The organism is Actinomycetospora sp. CA-053990, from assembly GCF_050948445.1.
GTDB classification, from domain to species: Bacteria; Actinomycetota; Actinomycetes; order Mycobacteriales; family Pseudonocardiaceae; genus Actinomycetospora; species Actinomycetospora callitridis.
Map to the genome: position 1 here is coordinate 4,261,997 of NZ_CP192043.1, position 22,047 is coordinate 4,284,043.

Consider the following 22,047-nt stretch of genomic DNA (forward strand, 5'->3'; position numbering starts at 1 on the left):
GCTCAGCGCCGCCGGCGCAGCGACCGCCGGACGCGCGCCCACGCCGACGGCCCCGGCACGTCCGCTGCCGGCACGTCCGCGGCCGGCACGTCCGGCGCCGCCACCTCGGGCCCGGGCAACGACCGCGCCGCGCGCCCGACCCGCCAGGCCTCGACGACGTCGTCGGCGCGGGGCATGCGCACGCTGATCTGGGGGCCGTCGGGGAAGCGCAGCCACTCCGCGACCCGGCGGGCGAGGGCGGCGACGGTGTCGCGGACCTCCCGCTCGGTGTCCATGTCCCGCACGGTCTCGGGAAGGCGGTCGATCTCGCGGCGCAGGCGCAGCGGCGTCGGCAGCAGGACGTCGTTGGGCAGGCCCTCGCGCTCGAGGTAGGAGCGCAGCCACCAGTTCTCGTCGTGCGGACCGTTCAGGCCGCGCAGGGGACGTCCGGCACCGCGCAGGTTCTCGAACGCACCTTCGTCCTGCGCGTCGCGGATCCGCTGCTCCACGACCGACTCGTAGCGCTCCCAGTAGGCCTCGTTCGCCATCGGGAACCAGATTACGACGAGCCGGCCCCCAGGGCGATCGCCGTGATCACCAGGCCGTCGCGCACCACCCAGCGCCCGGTGAACGCGGTGACCTCGGCGTCGTCGACCACCGGACCGGGCACGCGCAAGGAAGCCCGGAAGGTGCCGTCCGGCGCGGGCGCGAGCTCGGCGTCCTCGAAGCCCAGCCACAGCCCGGTGAGCGGGAACCAGGCCTTGTAGACGCTCTCCTTGGCGCTGAACAGGATCTTGTCCCACCGCACCTCGGGCTGCTCGCGGGCGAGGCGCTCGAGCAGCGCGCGCTCCCCGGCGTCCGACACCGCCTCGAGCACGCCGTCGGGCAGGGCCGTGTGCGGCTCGGCGTCGAGCCCGACCGTGCGCACCTGCGCGCGCCACGCCACGGCCGCGGCGCGGAACCCGGCGCAGTGGGTGATCGCGCCGACCACCCCGTCGGGCCACACCGGCGCGCGCCTCTCCCCACCGGTACGGCCGGGGCGGCCAGGCCGAGCCGCGTGAGGGCGTCGCGGGCGCACGCCCGCGCGGTGGTGAACTCCGCCCGCCGGGTCGCGACGGCCTTCGCCACCGCCGGCTCCTCCTCGGGGGCGAGCACGGCGTCCGGGTCGTCGTCGGTGCGCGCGGAGACCACCACGGCCGACGGCAGGACATCGGCGAGGGAGCCGAGGACGCCGGTCACGACCGTGCCCACCGGGCGTACCGCTCGGCGGCCCAGGCGGTGAAGGGATCGGGGCCCTCGCCGACGGGGCCCGGCAGGATCTCGCGCAGCGCGCCGCGCACGAGCCCGTGGCGCTGCCACTCGCGCGGATAGCCGACCGACACCTCCTCGAAGCGCACGCCGTCCTCCTCGGTGGTGCGCGGGATGTGCAGGTGGCCGTAGACCACCGCGACGGCGTCGTGGCGGACGTGCCAGTCGGCGCTCGCGGTCGTCCCGCACCACAGCGAGAACTCGGGATACCGCAGGATGCGCGTCGGCTCCGGGGTGAGCGGCCAGTGGTTCACCAGCACCGTCGGCACCCCCGCCGGACGCTCGGCGAGCCGCGCCTCGGTGATCGCGACGCGGTCGGCGCACCAGGCGGCGGCGTCGGGGAACGGGTCGCTGGACATGAGGATCTCGTCGGTGGCCACGACGCCGGCCTCGCGGGCGACCTCGAGCGCCGCCTCGTTCGACCAGTCCGCGGGGATCGACGGCGGGCGCACCGAGTAGTCGTAGAGCAGGAACATCGGGCAGACGAGCACCGGCCCGCCCGCCCCGTCCCACACCGGCCACGGGTCCTCCGGCGTGAGCACCCCGAGGTCGCGGGCTGCCTTCACGAGGTGGTCGTAGCGGGCGGGACCGACGAGGTCGACCTCGTCGCCGGGCGGGGTCCAGAGCTCGTGGTTGCCCGGCACCCAGATCACCCGCGCGAAGCGCTCGGCCAGGATCCCCAGGGCCCAGGTAGTCGTGGCGACGCGGTCGCCGACGTCGCCGGCCACGATCAGCCAGTCCCCGGGGTGGGTGGGGTGGAGGTCCTGGACCAGGCTCTCGTTCTCCGAGCGGTTCACGTGCAGGTCGCTCGTGGCCAGCAGACGCGGGCCGCTGCTCATGGGGTCCTCCCTGTCTCCGACCCGCACGCTACGTGCCTGCTCTCCCGGGACATCGCCCTCGTGAGCGGACTCCCACACCCTGACCCCACCTCGCATCTTTGGCACCATGAGCCGGTGCCGCCCCGCCACCGCACATCGCTGCCGATCCCGGCGCGGATCCGGGCAGTGATGGCGGAGGGCGACTACGAGCGGGCGGGGCTCCTCGACGGCCTCACGGGCGAGGACCGCCGCACGCGGGTGTCGGTGCTCGAGTCGCTGGCCGCGGACGGCGTCGCCATCGACGCGATGCGCGACGCCATCGACGGCGACCGCCTCGGCCTGCTCCTGCTCGAGCGGACCCTGCGGCCCGAGGACGGGCACTCGTTCACCGACGTCTGCACGCTGACCGGGATCGACCCCGACGTCGTCCGGCTCTGGTTCCAGGCCCTCGGACGACCGCTGGCCCCGAGCCCCGACGACCCGATCTACACCGACGAGGACGTCGAGATCGCCCAGCGGATCCACCGCTACCGCAGCCTGGGCTTCACCGACCAGGAGATGATGCCGGTCGTCCGCGCGATCGGGCGCGGCGTGCTCAACATCGCCGACGCGCTCGGCGGGCTGCTCGGCGAGGCCCTCCTGCGTCCCGGCGAACCGGAGCCGGAGCTGGCCCTGCGCTACGCCACCGAGGCCCGGCGCATCGTCGAGGACGACTCGCTGCACCTGGTGCACCTCGTCGCCGCCGCCCTCGCGGACCGCATCCGCTCGCACGCCCTGGCCGTCGAGGAGTCGAACGCGGGGCGGCTGCGCGGCGCGCAGGAGGTCACCGTCTGCTTCGCCGACCTCGTGGGGTTCACCGACCTCGGCGAGACGGTGTCGGCGGTGGAGCTCAGCGAGGTCGCGGAGCTGCTGTCGGCCACCGCCACCCAGGTCGCGGCATGGCCCGTGCGTCTGGCGAAGGTCATCGGCGACGCCGTCATGCTCGTCTCGCCCGACCCGACGGCCCTGCTGCGGGCCACGCTCGACCTCGTCGAGTCCTGGTCGGAGGCCGACGACGGGCGGCCCGCGCTGCGCGTCGGGGTCGCGATGGGGGTCGGGGTCCCGCACGCCGGCGACTGGTTCGGGCCGCCGGTCAACCTCGCCAGCCGCGTCACCGAGACCGCGCGGCCGGGCCACGTCACCGTCACCGCGGCCGTCCACGACGCGATCGTGGCGAGCGCGCCGGAGGACCCGCCGTTCCGCTTCCGGGCGGCGGCACCCCGGAAGTTCAAGGGCGTCCGGGGCGCGCAGCGTCTGTACCGGGTCCAGCGTCGCCCGTCCGGGTCAGACGGCGACGCCGCGCTCACCGATCCGGTGAACTAGGCCGTCGGCACGTGGTTTCTTAGGCCATTCGGTCTAACTCCTGTCCGGAACGTCGGGGAAGTACCGGTGTCGGAAGGAGTGTTCGACGTGGAGACCACCACCAAGAGGCGCCTCGGCGCCATCGCCGGCGGCATCGCCCTCGCGTGCGTCGCGGGCGTCGCCCTTGCCGCCTGGCTCTCGAGCGGTGCCGGCACCGCGGAGGGGACCTCGACCACCGCCGTCAACTCGACCATCTCCCCGAGCGGGGGCGGCGCCGGCCTCTACCCGGGAGCCACGGTCGACACCACCGTGACGGTCAACAACCCCAACCAGTACCCGGTGGTGGTCGCGTCCATCTCGCCGGGCACCTCCGACGCCACGGCCGGCAACTGCCCCGCCGGCACCGTCACCACCGGCGGCCTGACCAACCCGCCGGGCCGCATCGACCCCGGCGGGACGCGCACCTACACGCTCCCCGCGAAGATGATCAACGACCCGAGCAACAGTTGCCAGGGCAAGACCTTCGTCCTGCCGCTCACCGCCAGCCTGGCCTCCGCGGCCGGCTGACCGGTGTCCCCCGTCGCGCCCGCTGGTCCTCGGACCGCCGGCTCTCGTGGCGGTGGTGGGTCCGCCGCCTCCCGGCCGTCGGGGTGATCGGTGTCGTCGTCGCCGTCCTGCTCGGTGCCGGGCTCGCCTCGGCCGCCTGGCTGTCGAGCGGCGGCGGCACCGCGACGTCGCGGGCGGGGCAGGCCCTGCCCCCGACGACCACCACCGTGGCCGGGTCGGCGATCACCTCCGGCCTGCTCTACCCCGGCTCCAGCGGCGATGTGAAGATCACGGTGAACAACCCGAACACCTACCCCGTCACGCTGACCTCGGTCACCGCGAACGGGTCGCCGACCGCCACCGGCGGCACGGGCTCGTGCTCGACCACCGGGGTCACGCTGACCTCCGGGTCGTCGGGCACGACGATCCCGGCGAACGGGTCGGCGACGCTGACCCTGAACAACGCGGCGTCGATGTCCAGCGCCTCGGACACCGGCTGCCAGAACGCGACGTTCACGATCCCCGTCACCGTCGCGATCACGAGCGCATGAGGCGGCGGGCTCTCGCGGCCGTCGCCGCCGTGGTCGTCACGCTGCTGCTCGCGGGCGGTGGCGTGGCGGCCGCGGCGTGGCGCACCACCAACACCGGTACCGGCACCGCCCGGGCCGGCCAGATCGGCACGCCCGCGAACGTCACCATCGGCGCGATCACGTGCACCACCAGCGGGTTCACGACCACCGCGACGGTCCCGGTCAGCTGGTCGTCGGTGACCGGGGCGACGCAGTACACGGTCGAGTCAGGTCGGGTCCTCAACCTGGTGCAGGCCGAGAAGAAGACCGTCACCGGGACGTCGACGACGCTCACGACCTCGACGCTGCTGCTGAACATCCACGTCCGCGTCACGGCGAGCGCCGGTAAGTGGACGGGTACGCCGAGCAGCACCGTCAGCAAGCCCGTGACCTGCTCCTGAGCGGCGGACACTCGCGATGATGGTGGGCCGGGGCCCGCTCCCCAGCTGCCTGATCCGGCCCACCACCACGCGGACGGTGCCCCCGGGCACCGGCACCGGGAAGGTCCTCACCGGTGTACGGAGGAGCGTGCGGCCAGTTCGGCCCGGGCACCAGGGGTTTCCCCCGAGGTTCACTCGACGAGGGCACGGGTTCACTCGACCTGGCTAACGACGGCGTCGCCCCCAGGCGCTGACCAGCGGTGACGTGGCGAGGTCGGGGAGCCGGCCGGCGGCGAGATTGTCGAGGTGCTCCTCGACCTCGGCCGCGGTCGCGACGCCACCGGCGACCAGCCGCTCGCGGATCTGCTCGACCGTCGCGATCTCCAGGGCCGTGCAGGCAGGACCGCTGATCGGGAAGTAGGCGTCGGCGGCGACGTCGTCGAGTCCCCGCTCGCGCAGCAGCCTCGGCAGCGTGCGCCCGAGGGCGAGGTCGGCGTCACGACCGGCCATGAGCGTGCGGAAGCCCCGACGCAGGCGGTTCGCCAGACGCTCGGCGGGCCCGTGCTCGTCGGGGCACAGCAGCGGCTGCAGGCCCGGGTCGGCCTCCTCCAGCAGCAGCCACCCACCCGGTCGCAGCGCGGAGATCATCGAGGTCAGCGCCTGCTCACGCCGCGGGACGTGCGCCAGGACCAGGCGGGCGTGCACGAGATCGAGGCCGTCGGCCGGCGGGCCCTCGAGCCCGACGTCGTGGCGCCGCACCTGTAACGGGCCGTCGGATTCTCCGAGCCAGGCCGTGTCGATGTCGGTCGCCACGACCAGGCCGTCCGCGCCCACCCGGCCGGCGAGCCACGCGGGGACACCGCGCCCACCAGCCCCGACCTCCCAACAGCGCCACCCGGGCGCGACGCCGAGGTCGGCGAGGTGGCGGAACGTCGACGGGTCGAAGAGCACGGCCAGCGCGCGGAACCGGATCCCGGCCTGGGCCTGCTGGTTGTCGAGCAGATAGCCCTCGTCGGACACCATGGCCGGGGATTCTCGGGTTGAGCAGCGGCCGCGTCGACTGATACAGATATAGGACCATTTGGTTCTCGGGAGTACTCATGGCGTCGCCACCCCTGCCGGACACCGCCCTGCCGCCCATCGTCGCGCCGGAGGAGTGGGCCGCCGCCGCCCACGAGGCCATGCTGGTGGAGGAGAAGGCGTTCACCCGGGCCCGCGACGCGCTGGCCGCGCGGCGCCGCCGGATGCCGATGACGCCGGTCGAGACCGACCACCGCTTCGTGGGCCCGGAGGGCGAGGTCGGCCTGCTCGACCTGTTCGACGGCCGGCGCCAGCTCGTCGTCTACCGCTTCTTCTACCAGTCCGACGTCGACGGCTGGCCCGACAAGGGCTGCCCGGGATGCTCCTACCTGGCCGACCACGTCCCGTACCTCGACCACCTCCGCGCGTGGGACACGACCTTCGTGATGGCCTCGCCTGCCGACCAGGAGAAGATCGTCGACCTGCGGCGGCGCAGCGGCTGGGACCACGTCCCCTGGTACACGCTGGTCGGCGACGACTTCAGCCGCGACTTCGGTGTTGCGGAGATGTTCGGCCTCAACGTGTTCCTGCGCGACGACCACGACCGGGTGTTCCGCACGTACTTCGTCAACGGCCGCGGCGTCGAGTCCGTCCTCCCCACGCTGGGGCTGCTCGACCTCACCCCGCTCTGCCGGCAGGAGACCTGGGAGGACACCCCGGAGGGCCGCCCGCAGCTCCCGCCCTACCGGGCGCAGCGCCGCGGGGAGTACCCCTGATGCTCATCATCGCCGGGCACGTCCGGGTCGCGCCGGAGCGACGGGACGCGCTGGTCGCGGAGTTCGAGGACCTCGTGCGGCGCTCCAGGGCCGCCCCTGGCTGCCTCGACGTCGCCGTGACGGCCGACTCGATCGACCCGGGCCGGATCAACAACTTCGAGCGCTGGGAGTCGCAGGAGCACCTGGACCGGTGGCGGGCCATCTCTGACGCGCCCGACGTCGGCGACGAGTTCGTCGCGGTCGAGGTCGGCCTGTTCGACGTGTCCGGCGAGCGCCCGCCGTTCTGAAGGACCCACTCCACGAGAAAGCCCCAGGTCAGCGCTGTGACCTGGGGCTTCGGCTCCTCCGACCGGACTCGAACCAGTGACCCTTCGAATCAGCGTGGCGAGCGTCCGGGGTCGGCAGCGCCTGCAGCCCAGCGGCCCTTGCACTTCGCCGTGTGGTCGTGCGGGCCGTTCCCGGGCTCCGCACCGCGTTCACTTCCGGAGCGTGGAGCGCTTGGCGGCACCGTATCCGCCGGTGACGAGGAACAGCACGATGCCGATGATCGCGAGCCAGAAGAGGCCCTTGACCACGAAGCCGAGGATGACGAGCACCAGCCAGACGATCAACAGGAGGCCGAGCAGAGCGAGCATCGTGTCCCCACCTGTGCAGCGAAGGATCGCCCCGTCGAGGGCCGGACCAGCGTGGCAGGGAAGCAACGCCGGGGCGAGACGGACGCGCCCGGAGATCACATCTCGTCCACCTGCCACATCGGCTGTACACGACCAGTATTGGTGATCGTCGCGGCCTTCCTGCCTCCGTCGGTCAGATGGCGGCGATCACGTCGACATCTCCGATGATCTTCGAAGTCGATGTACGGTGATCGCGATTTCGGCGCCGGCGCCCCCGTCGGCGAGGAGTTCTGGACCTCGGACTTCGTGGGAGCTCCCGTGATACAGGTGCAGCCGGACCAGTTCGGTGCGTCAATTGCGAGTCCCGGCCGATGTCGACGACGCTGCCGTCCGCCCGTGACCGGGCCAGGCATTCAGTCACGGGAGGAACCGACATGACCGATGGTTCGGCCAAGCCGAAGGCCAGGTCCGCATCTACCGGCAGGTCGGGATGGACCACACGACGGATCGGTGGCGTCGTCCTGGCCGTCGCCGCGATCGTGTTCATCCTGGAGAACCGTGATCCGGCCACGATCCGGCTGCTGATTCCGCTCGTGATCATGCCGCAGTGGGCGGCGCTGGCGTTGATGTTGGTGATCGGAGCGGCGATCGGGTGGCTGTTGGCACGCAGTCGCCCACCGAAGTAAGCGTCTGCCGCGCTTCGGCGGCTAGTACGGGCGACTTTCGCCCACCGTTCGACGCCACACCGGCGTGTCCGCTCCAGCCCATTCAGCTGCGATTGAGCTCGGCGAGGGGAATCCCGTGAGCACCATTGACGCGCCTGTCGTTCCACGACGACTCCGGCTCACCGACGACGCCGCGATCACGGCCGTCGTGGGGCTCATCGGCGTCCAGGCCTTGCTCGCCTCCTTCGCTCGCAGCGCCGGTCACAGAGGGAGCCCCGACGCAAGACCAACGGGGAGATCGGGGAGCGCGCGATGAGCGCCGATCAGCTACCGAGCTGGCACGAGAGCTCGGCGAAGCAGTCGATCGTGGACTTCGTCGGTGCCGTGACCGACCAGGGCTCCCCGGATTTCGTCCCGAGCACCGAGCGCGTCGCGGTGTTCGACAACGACGGCACGCTGTGGACCGAGCAACCGATGTACACCCAGCTCGCCTTCGCGCTCGATCGCGCCGCCGAGCTGGGCCGTCCCACCAGTCTCGAAGAGCTGCAGGCGGGCGGCATGGCCGCCCTGGTCGAGCTGATCTCTCTCACGCACGCGGACGTCACCACCGAGGAGTTCGACGCGGCATGCCGGACCTGGCTGGCCTCGGCCCGACACCCGCGGTTCGCACGGCCTTACCCGCAGACGGTCTACCAGCCAATGCTCGAACTTCTGGACCTCCTGGACCACCACGGCTTCTCCTGCTGGATCTTCTCCGGCGGTGGCACCGACTTCATGCGGACCTGGGCCGGCGAGGCGTACGGCCTACCGCCACACCGGGTGATCGGCAGCGTCGGCGAGACCGAGTTCCGGACGGGCGAGAACGGGCCCGAGCTCGTCAAGGGCGCCAAGATCGACGTCATCAACGACGGGCCGTTGAAGCCCAGCTCGATCCACCGGCACATCGGGCAACGCCCGGTCCTGGCCGCCGGGAACACCGACGGCGATCTCGCGATGCTCCAGTGGACCGCAGGCAGTCCGCATCGAACCCTGGAGCTGGTGGTCCGCCACACCGACGGAGAGCGGGAGTACGCCTACGACCGCGATCCGGTTCTGGGCAGCGGCAACGGTCAGGTCCTGGCAGCCGCCGCAGAACACCGGTGGACAGTGATCGACATGGCCGCAGATTGGGCCGTCGTCCACCCGCCGGTCTCGTGACGAACGACGTGGACGATCTTCCAGCAGCGAGGAGGCACCGTGCCGACTGACAAGCCCAACATCCTGGTGATCTGGGGCGACGACATCGGTATCTCGAACGTCAGCTGTTACAGCGACGGACTGATGGGCTACCGGACGCCGAACATCGACCGGATCGCGGCGGAGGGCGTCCGGTTCACCGACTACTACGGCGAGCAGAGTTGCACGGCCGGCCGTGCGGCGTTCATCTGCGGACAGAACCCCTACCGGACCGGGCTGACGAAGGTGGGCATGCCCGGAGCGAACCTGGGCCTGCAGGAAACCGATCCGACGATCGCGACGGCACTCAAGCAGCAGGGTTACGCCACCGGGCAGTTCGGCAAGAACCACCTCGGCGACCGCGACGAGTTCCTGCCCACCAACCACGGGTTCGACGAGTTCTTCGGCAACCTCTACCACCTCAATGCCGAGGAGGAGCCTGAACAGTACGACTACCCGTCGGAGGAGGAGTTCCCGGACTTCCGCAGCAAGTTCGGGCCGCGCGGGGTGATCCACAGCTGGGCCGACGGCAGGATCGAGGACACCGGCCCCCTGACGATCAAGCGCATGGAGACGATCGACGACGAGGTGACCGTTCACGCCCGGCGCTTCATGCAGGAGGCCAAGGACGCTGACACACCGTTCTTCGTCTGGTTCAACACCACCCACATGCACTTCCGCACCCACACCAAGGCCGAGAGCCTCGGCCAGGCGGGCCGCTGGCAATCGCGATACCACGACACCATGATCGACCACGACAAGGCGGTCGGCCACCTGCTCGACACACTCGACGAGATCGGGCTGACCGAGGACACGATCGTCATCTACAGCACCGACAACGGCCCCCACATGAACACGTGGCCCGACGCCGGGATGACGCCGTTCCGCAACGAGAAGAACTCCAACTGGGAAGGCGCCTACCGTGTACCGGCCATGATCCGGTGGCCGGGGGTGGTCCCCGCGGGTCGCGTTCTGAACGGCATCGTGAGCCACAACGACTGGTTCGTGACGCTGCTCGCCGCAGCCGGCGAACCCGATATCGCCGACAAGCTCAAGGCTGGACACGAGCTGAACGGCCGGAACTACCACGTACACCTCGACGGGTTCAACCAGCTCGAGTACGTCAAGGGCGACGTCGAGAGCAGCCCCCGGCCACACTTCTTCTACGTCTCCGACGACGGAGACCTCACGGCGATGCGATGGGACAACTGGAAGTTCGTTTTCCTCGAGCAGCGCGCGGCCGGCACGCTCAACGTGTGGATGGAGCCCTACACCGAGCTGCGCGTACCCAAGATCTTCAACCTCCGCACCGACCCCTACGAGCGCGCCGACATCACCTCGAACACCTACTTCGACTGGATGCTCGAGCGCGCCTGGACGCTCATCCCGGCCCAGACCTACGTCGCGCAGATGGTCCAATCCCTGGAGGAGTTCCCGCCCTCACAGAGCCCGGCCAGCTTCACGATCAGCCAGGTCATGGAGAAGCTCGAAGCGGGGCTGACGAGCGCATGACGACAGCACCTTCGGCAGTGTGATGGCGGCGCCCGGTCCGTGGTCTCCCCGTCGGCCAGGTCCTCCCGCAGTGCGGCAGGGACGGCGAGGTCTGGTGGCCGACGGGGAGACCGGCACTGCCTCTCCCCGGAGGTCGCCTGGAGTGGGCAGGCGCGCCGCGGCGCTCGAGGCGCCCACCTGGGCCGGCGGGCCGTCACCAGCGACGTCGCCGAGGCGTGGACCGGGCTCGGGGCTGCAGCGGCGACGGGAGGCGAGTGAGCGGTCGATCATGAAATAAGCCCCAGGTCAGCGGTGTGACCTGGGGCTTCGGCTCCTCCGACTGGACTCGAACCAGTAACCCTTCGATTAACAGTCGAATGCTCTGCCGATTGAGCTACGGAGGACCGTCACGCCCGGGCCGTCGTGCTCCCGGACGAGAAACACGCTACAACACCCGCCCCACCGCCTTCCCGCTCGGGGTGGGGCAGGATGGGCCCCCGGACGATGTCGGGGAGGAGAACGTCAGATGGTGATCCCGTTCCTGTTGGGCGCCGGTGTGGGGTACGTCCTCGGCACACGGGCCGGCCGTGAGCGCTACGAGCAGCTCTCCCGCGCGTACCGCCGGGTGGCCGACCACCCGAGCGTGCAGGGAGCCGCGGGCGTGGCTCGTGCGAAGGCCGGAGAGGCCGTCCAGGTGGGGGTGTCGAAGGCCCGCGAGCGGGTCGCTCCCACCGGTGGTCACGAGCCGGCGGCGCCGGGTCGCGCTGCGGCCAACGGGTCGCACGCCCCCGGGCGCTGAAGGCCGGCTCAGCGCGCGCCGAGCACCGCGAAGACGCGGCGGAACCCGAACCAGGTGACGCCCGCGTCGTCCGGTGGGTAGGCGGCACGGAGGCGCGGGGCGAGCTCGGCACGCAGGCGGTCCCACGCCGCGTCGTCGAGCACCCCGCGCACCGGCCGCAGCGTCGACCCCGCGATCCAGTGGCCGACGGGATCGTCGCCGGTCAGCGGGTGCAGGTACGTCGTCTCCCAGCAGTCCACGTGCGCGCCCGGCCGCGCGCCGGCGAGCAGCCGGGCGTACTCCTCGGGGGTGCCGACGCCGTACGCGGGCAGGCCCTCGGGGACGAGCCCCGACCACTCCGGGGACGCGAGCAGGTCCCGGGCGGTGGTGTGCGACGGCGAGACCTCGTTGCCCGGCACCTGGATCGCGAGCCAGCCCCCGTCCGGGAGCGCCGCGGCCCAGCGGGCGAGCAGGTCCCGGTGCTGGGGCACCCAGTGCAGCACCGCGTTGCTCACCACGACGTCGGTCTCCGGGCCCGGCGTGAAGTCGCGGACGTCGGCGAGCTCGGCGTCCACCCCGTTCTCGCGCGCGGCGGCGACCATGTCCGGCGACGCGTCGGAGGCGTGCACCCGCGCGTCGGGCCAGCGCTGCACGAGCATCCCGGTGAGGTGCCCCGGCCCGCAGCCGAGGTCGACCACCTCGCGCGGCGCCGTGGCGCCCACCCGGGCCACGAGGTCGAGGAACGGGCGCGCCCGGTGGTCGTCGTGGTGGCGGTAGAGCGCCGGGTCCCACGTGTGGGTCACGGCCGGCCCGCGCCCCGGAGCTTCTCCCCCACCCCGGCGGCGACGGTGCGCACCGCCTCCGGGTCGGTGCCGGGGTCGGGACGGACGTGGATGACGATCCCGGCGCCCGGGACGCGCCGCTGGACGAACCAGGCGCCGCCGTCGCCGAGCTCGTGGTGCTGGCTGTCCTTCACCGCGCCGGTGACGCGGCGGTGCACGGTCTCGGGCAGGCGACCCGGCGTCGCCAGCGGCACACGCCGGGGCGGACGGTCGGCGAGCAGGACGACGCCGCCCTCGAGCTCCTCGACCTCGTCGGCCTCGATCACCTCGAGCGCGCCGCCCGACCACGTCGCCTTCGTCACGAGGTGCCAGTCGACGCGGCGCGAGCCCTCCCCCGACGCCGCGGGCGGCAGCCAGAGGCCGAGGTCGGTGGCGAGCACGACGGACCCGCGCGGCCCGAGGCCGTCGGCGAGCACGCGCTCGTCCTGCTCGAGCGTGCCCGTGAACCCCTCCGGCACGGGCTCACGGCCGGTCAGCAGGGCGGCGAGCCGCGCACGCACCCCGCTCACAGCGCCACCACCCCGGCCGCCTGGCCGCGCAGGGCCTTCTTGTACTGCTCGAGCGCGACGAGGTCGCCGAAGAGCTCGTGGTACTCGTCGGCGTCGGTGACCGGCGAGAGCCGCTGGAGCCGCGACTTGATCTCGGCGACCTGCTTGCCGACCAGCGACTCCTGCAGGCCCGCGAGCATCCCCGAGATGTAGCGGTGATCGTCGGACTCCCGCGACTGCAGCGCCTCGACCGCGAGCTCGGAGACCAGCGGTCGGAAGCCGGTGGGGACCTGGTCGGCCACCGCGTTCAGCCAGCTGTGGCCGGAGAGCCCGGACGCCGTGCCGCCGGCGGCGAGCACCGCCTGGTGGACCGCGAGGTAGCCGGGGTGGCTGAACGCGTCGTCGGGCAGGGTGTCGTAGACCGGACCGGCCAGCGCGGGGGCCTGGAGCGCGGCCTTGATCACCTCGCGCTGCACCCGCAGGCGCGGGTCGCGGCGATCGGGCATCTCCGGGCCCTCGGTGCGCGTGGCCTGGGCCTGGGTGCGGCGCTGGGTCCGGCGGGCGGGGCGTCGACGGGCGCGCCGGCGCTCTCGCGCACCCGGCGGACCACGGTGTTCTCGTCCGGCCAGCCCGTCCAGCCCGCGAGGCGGCGGGCGTACCCGTCACGGAGGTCCTCGCGGCGGATCCGCGCCACCAGCGGCACGGTGCGCTGCAGCGCGGCGGTCTGGCCCTCGACGGTGGTGAGGTCGTGCTCGGCGAGGATCGTGCGCACGGCGAACGCGAACAGCGGCTGGCGGCGGGCCACGAGGTCGCGCACGGCGACGTCGCCGGAGGCCTGCCGCAGCTCGCACGGGTCCATGCCGTCGGCGGCCGTGGCGATGTAGGTCTGCGCGGCGAACTGCTGGTCGCCCTCGAACGCCTTGATCGCGGCGGCCTGGCCCGCGGCGTCGCCGTCGAAGACGTAGATGACCTCGCCGCGGTCGAACGAGTCGTCCATGAGCAGGCGGCGCAATACGGCGACGTGGTCGTCGCCGAAGGCCGTCCCGCAGCTGGCGACGGCGGTGGGGACGCCGGCGAGGTGCATGGCCATGACGTCGGTGTAGCCCTCGACGATCACGGCCTGGCGGGTCTTCGCGATCTCCCGCTTGGCCTTGTCGAGACCGAAGAGGACCTTCGACTTGTGGTAGACGGGCGTCTCGGGGGTGTTGAGGTACTTGGCCTCGATGCGGTCGTCGTCGAACAGCCGCCGGGCGCCGAAGCCGACGACGTCGCCGCCGAGGTCGCGGATCGGCCAAAGCAGCCGGCGGTGGAAGCGGTCGATGTGCCCGCGCTGGCCGGGGCGCGAGAGCCCCGCCTTCTCGAGCTCGTCGAGCGTGTAGCCCTGGGCGAGCAGGTGCTTGGTCAGCCGGTCCCACCCCGACGGCGCGAACCCGCAGCCGAAGTCCTCCGCCGAGGCCTGGTCGAACCCGCGCTCGGCGAGGAACTCGCGCGCCTTCTGCGCCTCCCCCGGCGTCCGCAGCTCGGCGGCGTAGAACTCCGCGGCCAGCTTGTTCGCGGCCAGCAGCCGGGTGCGCGTGCCGCGGTCCTTCTGGACGCTCGACCCGCCGCCCTCGTAGGTCAGCCGGAAGCCGACGCGGTCGGCGAGCTTCTCCACGGCTTCGACGAAGCCCAGCTGCTCGATCTTCATGATGAAGTCGATGACGCTGCCGCCCTCGCCGCAGCCGAAGCAGTGGAACGTGCCGTGCGTGGGGCGCACGTTGAACGACGGCGACTTCTCGTCGTGGAACGGGCAGAGCCCCTTCACCGACCCCGCACTGGCCCGCCGCAGGGCGACGTACTCGCCGACGACCTCGTCGACCCGGTTGCGGTCCCGCACCTCCGCGATGTCCGCGTCCCGGATGCGTCCCGCCATGGCCCCGAGTGTAGGGATCGGCCTCGGGAAGGGTGGGGCGTCCCGTGCGGTTGCAGGCCCCAGCACCGCTCACGACCGCGAGGAGGACCCATGCAGCTCGACCTGTCCGGACGGACGGCCCTGGTCACCGGCTCGACGGGCGGCATCGGCCGGGCCATCGCCGCCGATCTCGCCCGCGCCGGCGCCCGGGTGGTGGTCAACGGGCGGACCGAGCCGCGGGTGGACGGCGCCGTCACGCACCTGCGCGACGAGACCGGCGGCGAGGTCGTCGGTGTGGTCGCCGACGTCGCGACGGCCGAGGGTGCCGCGGAGGTCGCCGCACGTGAGCCCCACGTCGACGTGCTGGTCAACAACCTGGGCATCTTCGGCGCGCAGCCCGCCCTCGAGATCAGCGACGACGACTGGCGGCGGTACTTCGAGGTCAACGTGCTGGCCGCGACCCGCCTGATCCGCACCTACCTGCCGGGCATGACTGCCCGCGGCTGGGGCCGGGTGCTCGACATCGCCAGCGACTCCGCCGTCGTCATCCCCGCCGAGATGATCCACTACGGGATGTCGAAGACCGCCCTGCTCGCGGTCTCCCGTGGCTTCGCCAAGGAGGCCGCGGGCACCGGTGTGACGGTCAACTCCGTGATCGCCGGGCCGACGCACACCGGCGGCGTCGAGGGGTTCGTGCGCGAGCTGGTGGGCGACGAGCTGCCGTGGGACGCCGCACAGCGGGAGTTCATGATCAAGTACCGGCCGCAGTCGCTGATCCAGCGGCTGATCGAGCCCGAGGAGATCGCGCACATGGTGACGTACCTGGCGTCGCCGTTGGCGTCGGCGACCACCGGCGCGGCGGTGCGCGTCGACGGCGGCTACGTGGACTCGATCATCCCCTGAGTCACTGTCCGAAGGATGCTGCGTCCACGACCGCCCGGTCGATCTCGCCGTCGCCGACGACCTGCCCGTCACCGTCCTCGGCCTTGACGGTGAAGGAGAGCGTGGCGCCGTCGCGCTCGCGCAGCTCCGCGGTGACCTCGATCCGCCCGCCCACGCGCGTCGGGCGACGGTGACGGATGCGGACGCCGGTGCCGACGGTCGTCTCGCCGTCGGCGAGCAGGGGCTCGGCGGCCTCGACCGTGGCAGCCTCGAGCCAGGCGAGCAGCCGCGGGGTGCCGAGCACCTCGATCTCGCCGCTGCCCAGCGCCCGGGCGGTGTCGTCGTCGGTGACCTCGTGTCTCATCGGGCGGACCCTAGATCGGCGAGGCCATCACATGGTCGGCGCGTCCGCGTTGCTCGGCGTCGTCCTCTGCGCCGCGATGTGGTCGTGGTTGCGCAGGATGTACTCCCCGGTGCGCTGCGAGAGCGCGCCGATCGTGGAGGTCGGGTTGACCGCCGCGCCGGTGGTGAGCGTGCTGCCGTCGACGACGAACAGGTTCGGCAGGTCCCAGGTCTGGCACCACTTGTTGAGCACCGAGTCGTCGGGGGTGTTGCCCATCCGGCAGGTGCCCATGAGGTGCCAGCCCGGCGGCGGGTAGAGCACGCCGGTGTCGTTGGTCTCGACGGCACCGACCGCCCGGGTGGCCTCGAAGATCTTCTCGATGCCGTACTCCGCGAGCGCGACGTCGTTGGGGTGGAGCTCGTAGTCCACGTGGGCCGCGGGCAGGCCCGACGAGTCCGTCACGTCCGGATCGAGCGTGACGCGGTTCGTCGCCACCGGCAGGTCCTCGCCGAACATGAAGACCATCAGCGGCCGGTCTCGAAGTAGCCGCCCGCCTCCCCCGGCGTCGCGGTCGTCTCCGGCGCGCCGAACGGTGCCGGCTTCTCTCCCAGGGCGTCGTCCACGGATTACTCCCTTCGTCGCACGTGAGCGGAATTCACGGCTATAGCCGGGAATTCCGCTCACGGAGGGGTCAGCGCTTCGTGTGCTCGCGTTCGTCGACGACGCGCCGGGACTTGTGCTCGGCGCGCTCGAGGGTGTGGGCGTCGACCGACTCGAAGGTCACGCGGACACCGAGCAGGGACTGCAGACCGGCGCCCGTGTCGCGCTCGAAGGCGTCGCGCTGGCCGCCGGGGTGGCCAGAATCGGTGTAACTGCACTCGGCGCGCACGATCATCTCGTCCATGGACCCGGTGCGGCGCACGACGATCTGGTGCTCGCCGCCGTAGCCGGAGACCCCGCGCAGGAAGTTGTCGACCTCGGTGGGGTACACGTTCTCGCCGCGGATGTGGATCATGTCGTCGATCCGGCCGTACACGCCCTCCGGCAGCTTGGGGTAGGTACGCCCGCAGGGGTTGTCCTCCAGGACCCAGCGCGTGAGGTCGTTCGAAGCCAGCCGGATCATCGGCTGCGACGTGCGCTCGAGGTGGGTGTAGACCGGGGTGCCCTCGGAGCCGTAGGGGACGGTCCGGAACGTCTCGGGGTCGCAGACCTCGTGCCAGACGATGTCCTGCCAGAGCAGCATCCCGTCGGGCGTCCCGGCGGTGGCCGACGCCGACATGAACGGCGTCATCTCCGCCATCGTCCCGCAGTCGATCACCGTGGCGCCGAACGCGTCCTCGATCGCCGTGCGCACCGCAGGCACCGACGCACCGGGCTCGCCGGAGAAGAACATGACCTGCAGCCCGAACTCGCGCGGGTCGATGCCCTCGGAGTCGGCCACCTCCGCCAGGCGCAGTGCGTACGACGGCGTCGCGTAGAAGGCCTTGGGCTTCGTGCGCGCCAGCCACGTCACCGCCCGGGCGGTCATGCCCTGCGCGCCGGCCCCGAAGGGCAGCACCCGGCAGTGCAGGCGCTCGGCACCCGCCAACGCCCCCCACGAGCCGAGGTAGAGGCTGAACAGCGCGGCGACGAAGACGGTGTCGCCGGGCCGCACGCCCATGCCCCACAGGATGCGGGCGTGGTTGTCGGCGATGACCTCCCAGTCGCGGCGGCCGATCGCGAACGCCGTGGGCGCGCCGGTGGTGCCCGAGGTGCCGTGGATGTGGTGGATCTCGGACTCGTCGCAGCACAGGTAGTCGCCGAACGGCGGGTGGTTCGCCTGGGACTCCCGCATCTCGGCCTTCGTCACGACCGGGACCTGCTCGAACGCCTCGAACGACGTGATGTCGGCCGGCTTCACCCCGGCCGCGTCCCACTTCGTCCGGTAGAAGGTCGACGTCGAGTACGCGTACTCCATGACCTCGCGCAGCCGCACGAGCACGGCGGCGTCCCGCTCCTGCGGGTCCATCGTCTCGCGGTGCGGGAACCAGTAGGGCGACGACGGGTCGGGCAGGTAGTGCTGGTCGTAGCGGGCCGGGAAGCGCCAGTCCTCCATCTTCGAGGTCACTTCAGGACGTCCTCCGCTCGATCTCGGCGTCGTTCCAGGGCGTGAGCGCCTGGTAGTCGGGCACGAAACCCAGGCCCTTGTCGGCGTCGGGGGACGGCGCGTCCTGGGTGGTGACGACGTCGACGACCGCCGGGGCGTTCTCGAGGGCGCGCCGGATCGCGTCCGGGAGCTCGGACGCGTCGGTGACCCGTTCGCCGTACGCCCCGAGGCTGCGAGCGAGCGCCGCGTAGTCGGAGTCGGCGAGCTCGGTGCCGACGACGAGGCCGTAGTTCTCGGCCTGGTCGTAGCGCTCGATGTTCCACGCGCGGTTGTTGGAGACGATCACGACGATCGTCGCGCCGTGTCGTACCGCGGTGTCGATGTCCGTCGCGGTGATGCCGAACGCGCCGTCACCGGTGACCGCCACGACGGCCCGGTCCGGGTACGCGAGCGACGCGGCGATCGCGAACGGGGTGGCGACGCCCAGGCAGCCGAAGGCGCCCGGGTCGAGGTAGCGGGCGCACCGGGTGATCCCGAGGCGGGCGAACGACAGCAGGTCCCCGCCGTCGGCGATCATCACGGTCTCGCCCAGGTCGAGGGCCGACCCGTCCAGGGCGTCGAGCGCCGCGAAGATCTGGTTCGGGTGCATCCCGTCGGGCCCGGCGGGCGACTCGGCCAGCGCGGTCCGGTACTCGGCGGCGCGCTTCTCGTGCTTGGCGCGCAGCTCGTCGCGCCAGCTCGTGTCGGGGGTGTGGCCGTCGAGGGACGTCGCCAGGGCGTCGAGGGCGGCGGCCGGGTCCGCGAGGATCTCCACCTCGCCGCGGCGGTTGTCGATGAGCTCGCTCGCGGTGTCGGCGATCCGCACGACCCTCGCGTTCCGGAACACCGCCGGCGAGCCGAAGCCGAGCTGGTAGTCGAGCTGGCGGCCGACGGTGATGAGCAGGTCGCAGTCGCGCATCACGGCCGAGCGCGCCGAGCCGACGCCCGCGGGGTGATCGGCGGGGACGAGGCCGCGGCTCTCCTGGGTGTCCAGGTAGGCCGCCCCGGAGGCATCGAGGAAGCGCACCAGGTCGGTGCCGTCGGTGACGCGTGCGCCGCGGCCGGAGATCACCGCCGGCTTCCGCGCGCTCCGCACCAGCTCGGCCACCGCGGCGATGTCGTCGGGGTGCGGCTGCGGGCGACGTCGGGGCTTGGCCCGCAGGTGTTCCTCGGTGACGAGCGCGGGCGGGACCTCCTCGCGCAGCACGTCGGTGGGGATCTCGACGTACACCGGGCCGGGCTCGCCGCGGTCGCCGGAGGCGCGCGCCCAGGCCTCGTCGAGCTCGCGCAGCACCTGGTCGGCGACGCGCAGCGTGCGGGACAGGCGGGTGACCGGCGCGAGGATCTCCGTGTGCGGGATGTCCTGGAGCGGGCCCATGTTCGACTGCTGGCGCGGCGGGCAGCCGCCGAAGACGAGCAGCGGGACGCGGCTGATCGAGGCGTTCGCGACGGCGGTGACGGTGTTCGTGACGCCGGGGCCCGCGGTCACGAGCGCGACGCCGGTCTCCCCCGTCAGCTCGCTGTGGGCGTGCGCCATGTGCACCGCCGAGCCCTCGTCGCGGACGTCGACGATGCGCACGCCGAGCCGGGCGAGCTGGTCCCAGACGGGCTGGATGTGCCCGCCCTGGAGGCCGAACACGCGATCCACGCCGTGGTCGCGCAGGAAGCGCGCGACCAGGTCGGCGACGACGGACCCGTCCTGGGCCGACTGCTCCGGCATCCGATCCCCTCCTCGATGAGCGATCCACAGCACGTGATGCAGCCCATCCACCGTGAGGGATTCTGAATTCAGAAGTCAAGGATGCGGCCGCGATCCGGCGCCGCGCTACGCTGGGTGCCCGGAAACGTCGCGGTGGGAGAGGTCGAGGAGGGTCGTCGTGCTGCTGGCCCCACGACGCGGACGAGGGCGACGATGACCGCGTTGCCGACTCCGCCCTCGCGGACCGAGCAGGTCTTCGACGCGATCATCGATGACATCTGCACCGGGCGGCTCACCCCCGGCACCCCCCTGCGCCAGGAGCAGCTCGCCGAGCGCTTCAACGTGTCCCGGCAGCCGGTGCAGCAGGCGCTGCTCCTGCTGCGCAATCAGGGTCTGGTGCGGGAGTTCGGCCGGCGCGGGCTCGAGGTCGCGCCGCTCGACCGGGAGTTCGTCAGCCACCTCTACGACCTGCGGGAACTGCTCGACGGCTACGCGGCGCGGCTCGCGGCCGAACGACGCACCGACGCGTGGCTCAAGGACGCCGCCGAGGTCGTGCGCTCCGGCGAGCAGGCCTACGCCGAGAGCGCCTTCGCGCGGATGATCTCCGCGGACGTCGAGTTCCACCGCACCGTGGTCGAGGCGGCGGGCAACCCGCTGCTCACGGAGAGCACGGGCGTGATGTGGCGGAACGTTCAGCGGGTCATGGGCGAGGTGCTGCTCCAGGGCGGCTCACCGGCCTGGGTGTGGGAGGACCACGCGGCGATCCTCGACGCGATCGAGGCCGGCGACCCCGCCCGGGCCGAGGACCTCGCACGCCGTCACGCCGCCCACGGCGAGCAGCTCATCCTCGACGCGATGGACGGCCGGCCTCCGGTCGCGACGGGCCTGCGGCCCATGTGAGGGATGTGGGTCGTCGGGACGACCCGAAGCCCTCACGTGGCCTCCGGCCATCGTCCTCCCGGGGTGATGCGGCCCCGCCCGCTCGCGCGTCACCATCACGGGAATCCCGTTCGCACGGCTCCGGGAGGTCGGGATGGTCACCGCGGACGCCCCACCGGCGCGGGACGGTGCGGTGCGCGGCGGGCCGGCCTGGGTGCGGTTCCTCGTCGGGTTCGCGGTGCTCTGGACGGTGCTCGCGGGCGCCGCGCAGCTCGACCCGACGGCAGCGTGGGGCATCGCGGTCCTCGCCGCGGTCCTGGCGGTCGGCGTCGTCGTCGAGCGGGTGCTCCACGGACCCGGGCACGCGCTGCGCCGCCTCGGGTTCGGGCGTCCGACGACCCGCGGTCTGTGGCTCGCGGCGGGCGTGTCCGCGGTGGTCCTCCTCGTCTACCCGCTCACCACCGCGCTGACCGGCGCCCCGATCGCGCTGCGTCCCGGATGGCTGTGGCTGCTCGTCGGGGTCTTCGCCCTGCACGGCCTGGCGGAGGAGATCGTGTGGCGGGGCTACGTCTTCCGCCGGCTGCGCGTCGGCCGCTCGTTCCCGGCGGCGGCCGCCCTGTCGATGCCCCTGATCGCCGTCACGCACGTCCCGATCGCCGTGGCGTCGGGCCCGGTGATCGGCCTCGGCGCCATGGCCGTCGCCGCCACCACCGCGGTGCCGCTGGCCTACCTGTTCGAGACCGGGCGCGGCACCCTGTGGGCCCCCGCGATCGTCCACACCGCGATCGACTCGTTCAAGCTCGTGGCCATCCCGGTGGCGGCCCTGACGACCTTCTCGCTGCTGCTGGTGGCCGTCTCGCTCCTCGTGCCCCTGCTGGCGCTCGCCGTCCCCCGCCGCGTGCTGGCCCGCTGACGTGCTCGCCACCTGGGGGCTGCTCGCCTCCCTCGTCGCCACCGCCCTGTGGTCGGGCCTGCTCCTGACGCTGACGACGCTCCTGCACCCGCTCTACGCCGGGCGGGACGCCGCGGGCTTCGCGAGGGACATGCACCGCTTCCTGCCGATCGCCCGGCGCTCCCCCACCAACTACCTGCTCGTCGTCGCGATGGCCGTCGCCCCGGTCGTGGCCCTCGTCGGGCTGTGGCCGCCGCCGGTCGGCGTCCCGTTCGTGCTGACCGCCCTCGGCCTCGCCGTCATCGTCGCCGGCCCGCTGCTGACCTCGCGCTACGGCGCCGAGCCGAACTACGACGTGATCCTCGCCTGGGATCCTGCGGCGCCGCCGGCGGACTGGCGCGACGTCCGGGCCCGCTACCTGCGCCTGAACTGGATCCGCGGCGCGGCCACGTGGACGGCGCTGGTCCTGTTCGTCGTCGCGGCGCTGTGGTCTCCGGCCTCGTGAG

At 72.4% G+C, this 22,047-nt stretch carries 25 protein-coding genes, 1 tRNA gene and 2 pseudogenes; 14 read left to right on the top strand and 14 right to left on the bottom strand.

Going from position 1 to position 22,047, the window contains the following annotated elements:
- Positions 1–2 precede the first annotated feature (2 nt).
- The 4 genes and pseudogenes from ACQPYN_RS21880 to ACQPYN_RS21895 form a co-directional block, all read right to left on the bottom strand.
- Positions 3–527: a DUF1992 domain-containing protein gene (locus tag ACQPYN_RS21880; protein WP_433027597.1), complete on the bottom strand. Its 525-nt coding sequence runs from the start codon at positions 525–527 to the stop codon at positions 3–5.
- Positions 528–538: 11 nt separating this feature from the next.
- Positions 539–970 carry a 4'-phosphopantetheinyl transferase family protein gene (locus ACQPYN_RS21885; RefSeq protein WP_433038983.1) on the bottom strand — a complete coding sequence of 144 codons (432 nt, stop codon included), beginning with the start codon at positions 968–970 and terminating at the stop codon, positions 539–541.
- Between the two features lie 9 nt (positions 971–979).
- A pseudogene (locus ACQPYN_RS21890) lies at positions 980–1,230 on the bottom strand (4'-phosphopantetheinyl transferase); the annotation flags it as partial.
- Positions 1,215–2,126: a metallophosphoesterase family protein gene (locus ACQPYN_RS21895; protein ID WP_433027600.1), complete on the bottom strand. Its 912-nt coding sequence runs from the start codon at positions 2,124–2,126 to the stop codon at positions 1,215–1,217. The pseudogene ACQPYN_RS21890 and the gene ACQPYN_RS21895, both read right to left, overlap by 16 nt.
- A 114-nt stretch (positions 2,127–2,240) precedes the next feature.
- Here ACQPYN_RS21895 and ACQPYN_RS21900 point away from each other — a divergent pair, with 114 nt between their 5' ends.
- The 4 genes from ACQPYN_RS21900 (at position 2,241) to ACQPYN_RS21915 (ending at position 4,962) form a co-directional block, all read left to right on the top strand.
- On the top strand, positions 2,241–3,467 hold the full coding sequence (locus tag ACQPYN_RS21900; RefSeq protein ID WP_433027603.1) for an adenylate/guanylate cyclase domain-containing protein: 1,227 nt from the start codon (positions 2,241–2,243) through the stop codon (positions 3,465–3,467).
- A gap of 87 nt (positions 3,468–3,554) precedes the next feature.
- The gene (locus tag ACQPYN_RS21905; RefSeq protein WP_433027606.1) at positions 3,555–4,013 is read left to right on the top strand and encodes a hypothetical protein; all 459 of its coding nucleotides are present in this window, start codon (positions 3,555–3,557) and stop codon (positions 4,011–4,013) included.
- 83 nt (positions 4,014–4,096) lie between these two features.
- Positions 4,097–4,543, top strand: coding sequence for a hypothetical protein (locus tag ACQPYN_RS21910; protein ID WP_433027609.1), 447 nt, complete (start codon positions 4,097–4,099; stop codon positions 4,541–4,543).
- A complete protein-coding gene (locus tag ACQPYN_RS21915) occupies positions 4,540–4,962 on the top strand; it encodes a hypothetical protein (protein WP_433027612.1) in 423 nt (140 codons plus the stop codon). The genes ACQPYN_RS21910 and ACQPYN_RS21915 overlap by 4 nt, the downstream gene beginning before the upstream one ends.
- A gap of 204 nt (positions 4,963–5,166) precedes the next feature.
- Here ACQPYN_RS21915 and ACQPYN_RS21920 read toward each other — a convergent pair whose 3' ends face one another.
- Positions 5,167–5,964: a methyltransferase domain-containing protein gene (locus tag ACQPYN_RS21920; protein WP_433027615.1), complete on the bottom strand. Its 798-nt coding sequence runs from the start codon at positions 5,962–5,964 to the stop codon at positions 5,167–5,169.
- A 77-nt stretch (positions 5,965–6,041) separates the two neighbouring features.
- On the opposite strand from ACQPYN_RS21920, the gene ACQPYN_RS21925 reads away from it, so the two are divergent.
- Both ACQPYN_RS21925 and ACQPYN_RS21930 read left to right on the top strand, forming a co-directional pair.
- Positions 6,042–6,737 carry a DUF899 family protein gene (locus ACQPYN_RS21925; RefSeq protein WP_433027618.1) on the top strand — a complete coding sequence of 232 codons (696 nt, stop codon included), beginning with the start codon at positions 6,042–6,044 and terminating at the stop codon, positions 6,735–6,737.
- The gene (locus ACQPYN_RS21930) at positions 6,737–7,024 is read left to right on the top strand and encodes a putative quinol monooxygenase (protein WP_433027621.1); all 288 of its coding nucleotides are present in this window, start codon (positions 6,737–6,739) and stop codon (positions 7,022–7,024) included. The genes ACQPYN_RS21925 and ACQPYN_RS21930 overlap by 1 nt, the downstream gene beginning before the upstream one ends.
- A 189-nt stretch (positions 7,025–7,213) precedes the next feature.
- Here the strand turns inward: ACQPYN_RS21930 and ACQPYN_RS21935 are convergent, their stop codons facing one another.
- The gene (locus ACQPYN_RS21935) at positions 7,214–7,372 is read right to left on the bottom strand and encodes a hypothetical protein (RefSeq protein WP_433027624.1); all 159 of its coding nucleotides are present in this window, start codon (positions 7,370–7,372) and stop codon (positions 7,214–7,216) included.
- 413 nt (positions 7,373–7,785) lie between these two features.
- On the opposite strand from ACQPYN_RS21935, the gene ACQPYN_RS21940 reads away from it, so the two are divergent.
- The 3 genes from ACQPYN_RS21940 (at position 7,786) to ACQPYN_RS21950 (ending at position 10,743) form a co-directional block, all read left to right on the top strand.
- Complete coding sequence (locus tag ACQPYN_RS21940) at positions 7,786–8,037, top strand: DUF1049 domain-containing protein (protein WP_433027627.1); 252 nt, start codon at positions 7,786–7,788, stop codon at positions 8,035–8,037.
- Between the two features lie 291 nt (positions 8,038–8,328).
- Positions 8,329–9,213 carry an HAD family hydrolase gene (locus ACQPYN_RS21945; protein ID WP_433027630.1) on the top strand — a complete coding sequence of 295 codons (885 nt, stop codon included), beginning with the start codon at positions 8,329–8,331 and terminating at the stop codon, positions 9,211–9,213.
- Between the two features lie 66 nt (positions 9,214–9,279).
- Positions 9,280–10,743 carry an arylsulfatase gene (locus tag ACQPYN_RS21950; RefSeq protein ID WP_433027633.1) on the top strand — a complete coding sequence of 488 codons (1,464 nt, stop codon included), beginning with the start codon at positions 9,280–9,282 and terminating at the stop codon, positions 10,741–10,743.
- Between the two features lie 310 nt (positions 10,744–11,053).
- Here the strand turns inward: ACQPYN_RS21950 and ACQPYN_RS21955 are convergent.
- Positions 11,054–11,126: transfer RNA gene (locus ACQPYN_RS21955), tRNA-Asn, on the bottom strand.
- Between the two features lie 122 nt (positions 11,127–11,248).
- On the opposite strand from ACQPYN_RS21955, the gene ACQPYN_RS21960 reads away from it, so the two are divergent.
- Positions 11,249–11,521 (top strand): hypothetical protein, encoded by a 273-nt coding sequence (locus ACQPYN_RS21960; protein ID WP_378014917.1) that lies wholly within the window; start codon positions 11,249–11,251, stop codon positions 11,519–11,521.
- Positions 11,522–11,529: 8 nt separating this feature from the next.
- On the opposite strand, the gene ACQPYN_RS21965 is transcribed toward ACQPYN_RS21960, so the two are convergent.
- The 3 genes and pseudogenes from ACQPYN_RS21965 to dnaG form a co-directional block, all read right to left on the bottom strand.
- The gene (locus tag ACQPYN_RS21965) at positions 11,530–12,303 is read right to left on the bottom strand and encodes a trans-aconitate 2-methyltransferase (RefSeq protein WP_433027636.1); all 774 of its coding nucleotides are present in this window, start codon (positions 12,301–12,303) and stop codon (positions 11,530–11,532) included.
- Entirely contained in the window at positions 12,300–12,851 is a 552-nt protein-coding gene (locus ACQPYN_RS21970) for a hypothetical protein (RefSeq protein ID WP_433027639.1), read from the bottom strand. Before ACQPYN_RS21970 ends, ACQPYN_RS21965 begins: the two co-directional genes overlap by 4 nt.
- A pseudogene (gene dnaG, locus ACQPYN_RS21975) lies at positions 12,848–14,742 on the bottom strand (DNA primase). The gene ACQPYN_RS21970 and the pseudogene dnaG overlap by 4 nt, the downstream one beginning before the upstream one ends.
- Before the next feature lie 90 nt (positions 14,743–14,832).
- Here dnaG and ACQPYN_RS21980 point away from each other — a divergent pair.
- Complete coding sequence (locus tag ACQPYN_RS21980; protein WP_433027642.1) at positions 14,833–15,624, top strand: SDR family NAD(P)-dependent oxidoreductase; 792 nt, start codon at positions 14,833–14,835, stop codon at positions 15,622–15,624.
- A gap of 1 nt (position 15,625) precedes the next feature.
- Here ACQPYN_RS21980 and ACQPYN_RS21985 read toward each other — a convergent pair whose 3' ends face one another.
- The 4 genes from ACQPYN_RS21985 to ACQPYN_RS22000 all read right to left on the bottom strand — a co-directional run bounded on the left by ACQPYN_RS21985 (position 15,626) and on the right by ACQPYN_RS22000 (position 19,791).
- Complete coding sequence (locus ACQPYN_RS21985) at positions 15,626–15,967, bottom strand: thioesterase family protein (RefSeq protein ID WP_433027645.1); 342 nt, start codon at positions 15,965–15,967, stop codon at positions 15,626–15,628.
- A gap of 27 nt (positions 15,968–15,994) precedes the next feature.
- Positions 15,995–16,471, bottom strand: coding sequence for a GMC oxidoreductase (locus ACQPYN_RS21990; protein ID WP_433027648.1), 477 nt, complete (start codon positions 16,469–16,471; stop codon positions 15,995–15,997).
- Positions 16,472–16,637: 166 nt separating this feature from the next.
- The gene (locus tag ACQPYN_RS21995; RefSeq protein WP_433027651.1) at positions 16,638–18,053 is read right to left on the bottom strand and encodes a phenylacetate--CoA ligase family protein; all 1,416 of its coding nucleotides are present in this window, start codon (positions 18,051–18,053) and stop codon (positions 16,638–16,640) included.
- Position 18,054: 1 nt separating this feature from the next.
- Complete coding sequence (locus ACQPYN_RS22000; protein ID WP_433027654.1) at positions 18,055–19,791, bottom strand: thiamine pyrophosphate-binding protein; 1,737 nt, start codon at positions 19,789–19,791, stop codon at positions 18,055–18,057.
- Positions 19,792–19,983: 192 nt separating this feature from the next.
- On the opposite strand from ACQPYN_RS22000, the gene ACQPYN_RS22005 reads away from it, so the two are divergent.
- The 3 genes from ACQPYN_RS22005 to ACQPYN_RS22015 all read left to right on the top strand — a co-directional run bounded on the left by ACQPYN_RS22005 (position 19,984) and on the right by ACQPYN_RS22015 (position 22,046).
- Positions 19,984–20,670 (top strand): GntR family transcriptional regulator, encoded by a 687-nt coding sequence (locus ACQPYN_RS22005; RefSeq protein WP_433027657.1) that lies wholly within the window; start codon positions 19,984–19,986, stop codon positions 20,668–20,670.
- A 133-nt stretch (positions 20,671–20,803) separates the two neighbouring features.
- The gene (locus ACQPYN_RS22010) at positions 20,804–21,562 is read left to right on the top strand and encodes a lysostaphin resistance A-like protein (protein WP_433027660.1); all 759 of its coding nucleotides are present in this window, start codon (positions 20,804–20,806) and stop codon (positions 21,560–21,562) included.
- A 1-nt stretch (position 21,563) separates the two neighbouring features.
- Complete coding sequence (locus ACQPYN_RS22015; protein WP_433027663.1) at positions 21,564–22,046, top strand: hypothetical protein; 483 nt, start codon at positions 21,564–21,566, stop codon at positions 22,044–22,046.
- Position 22,047: the final 1 nt, after the last annotated feature.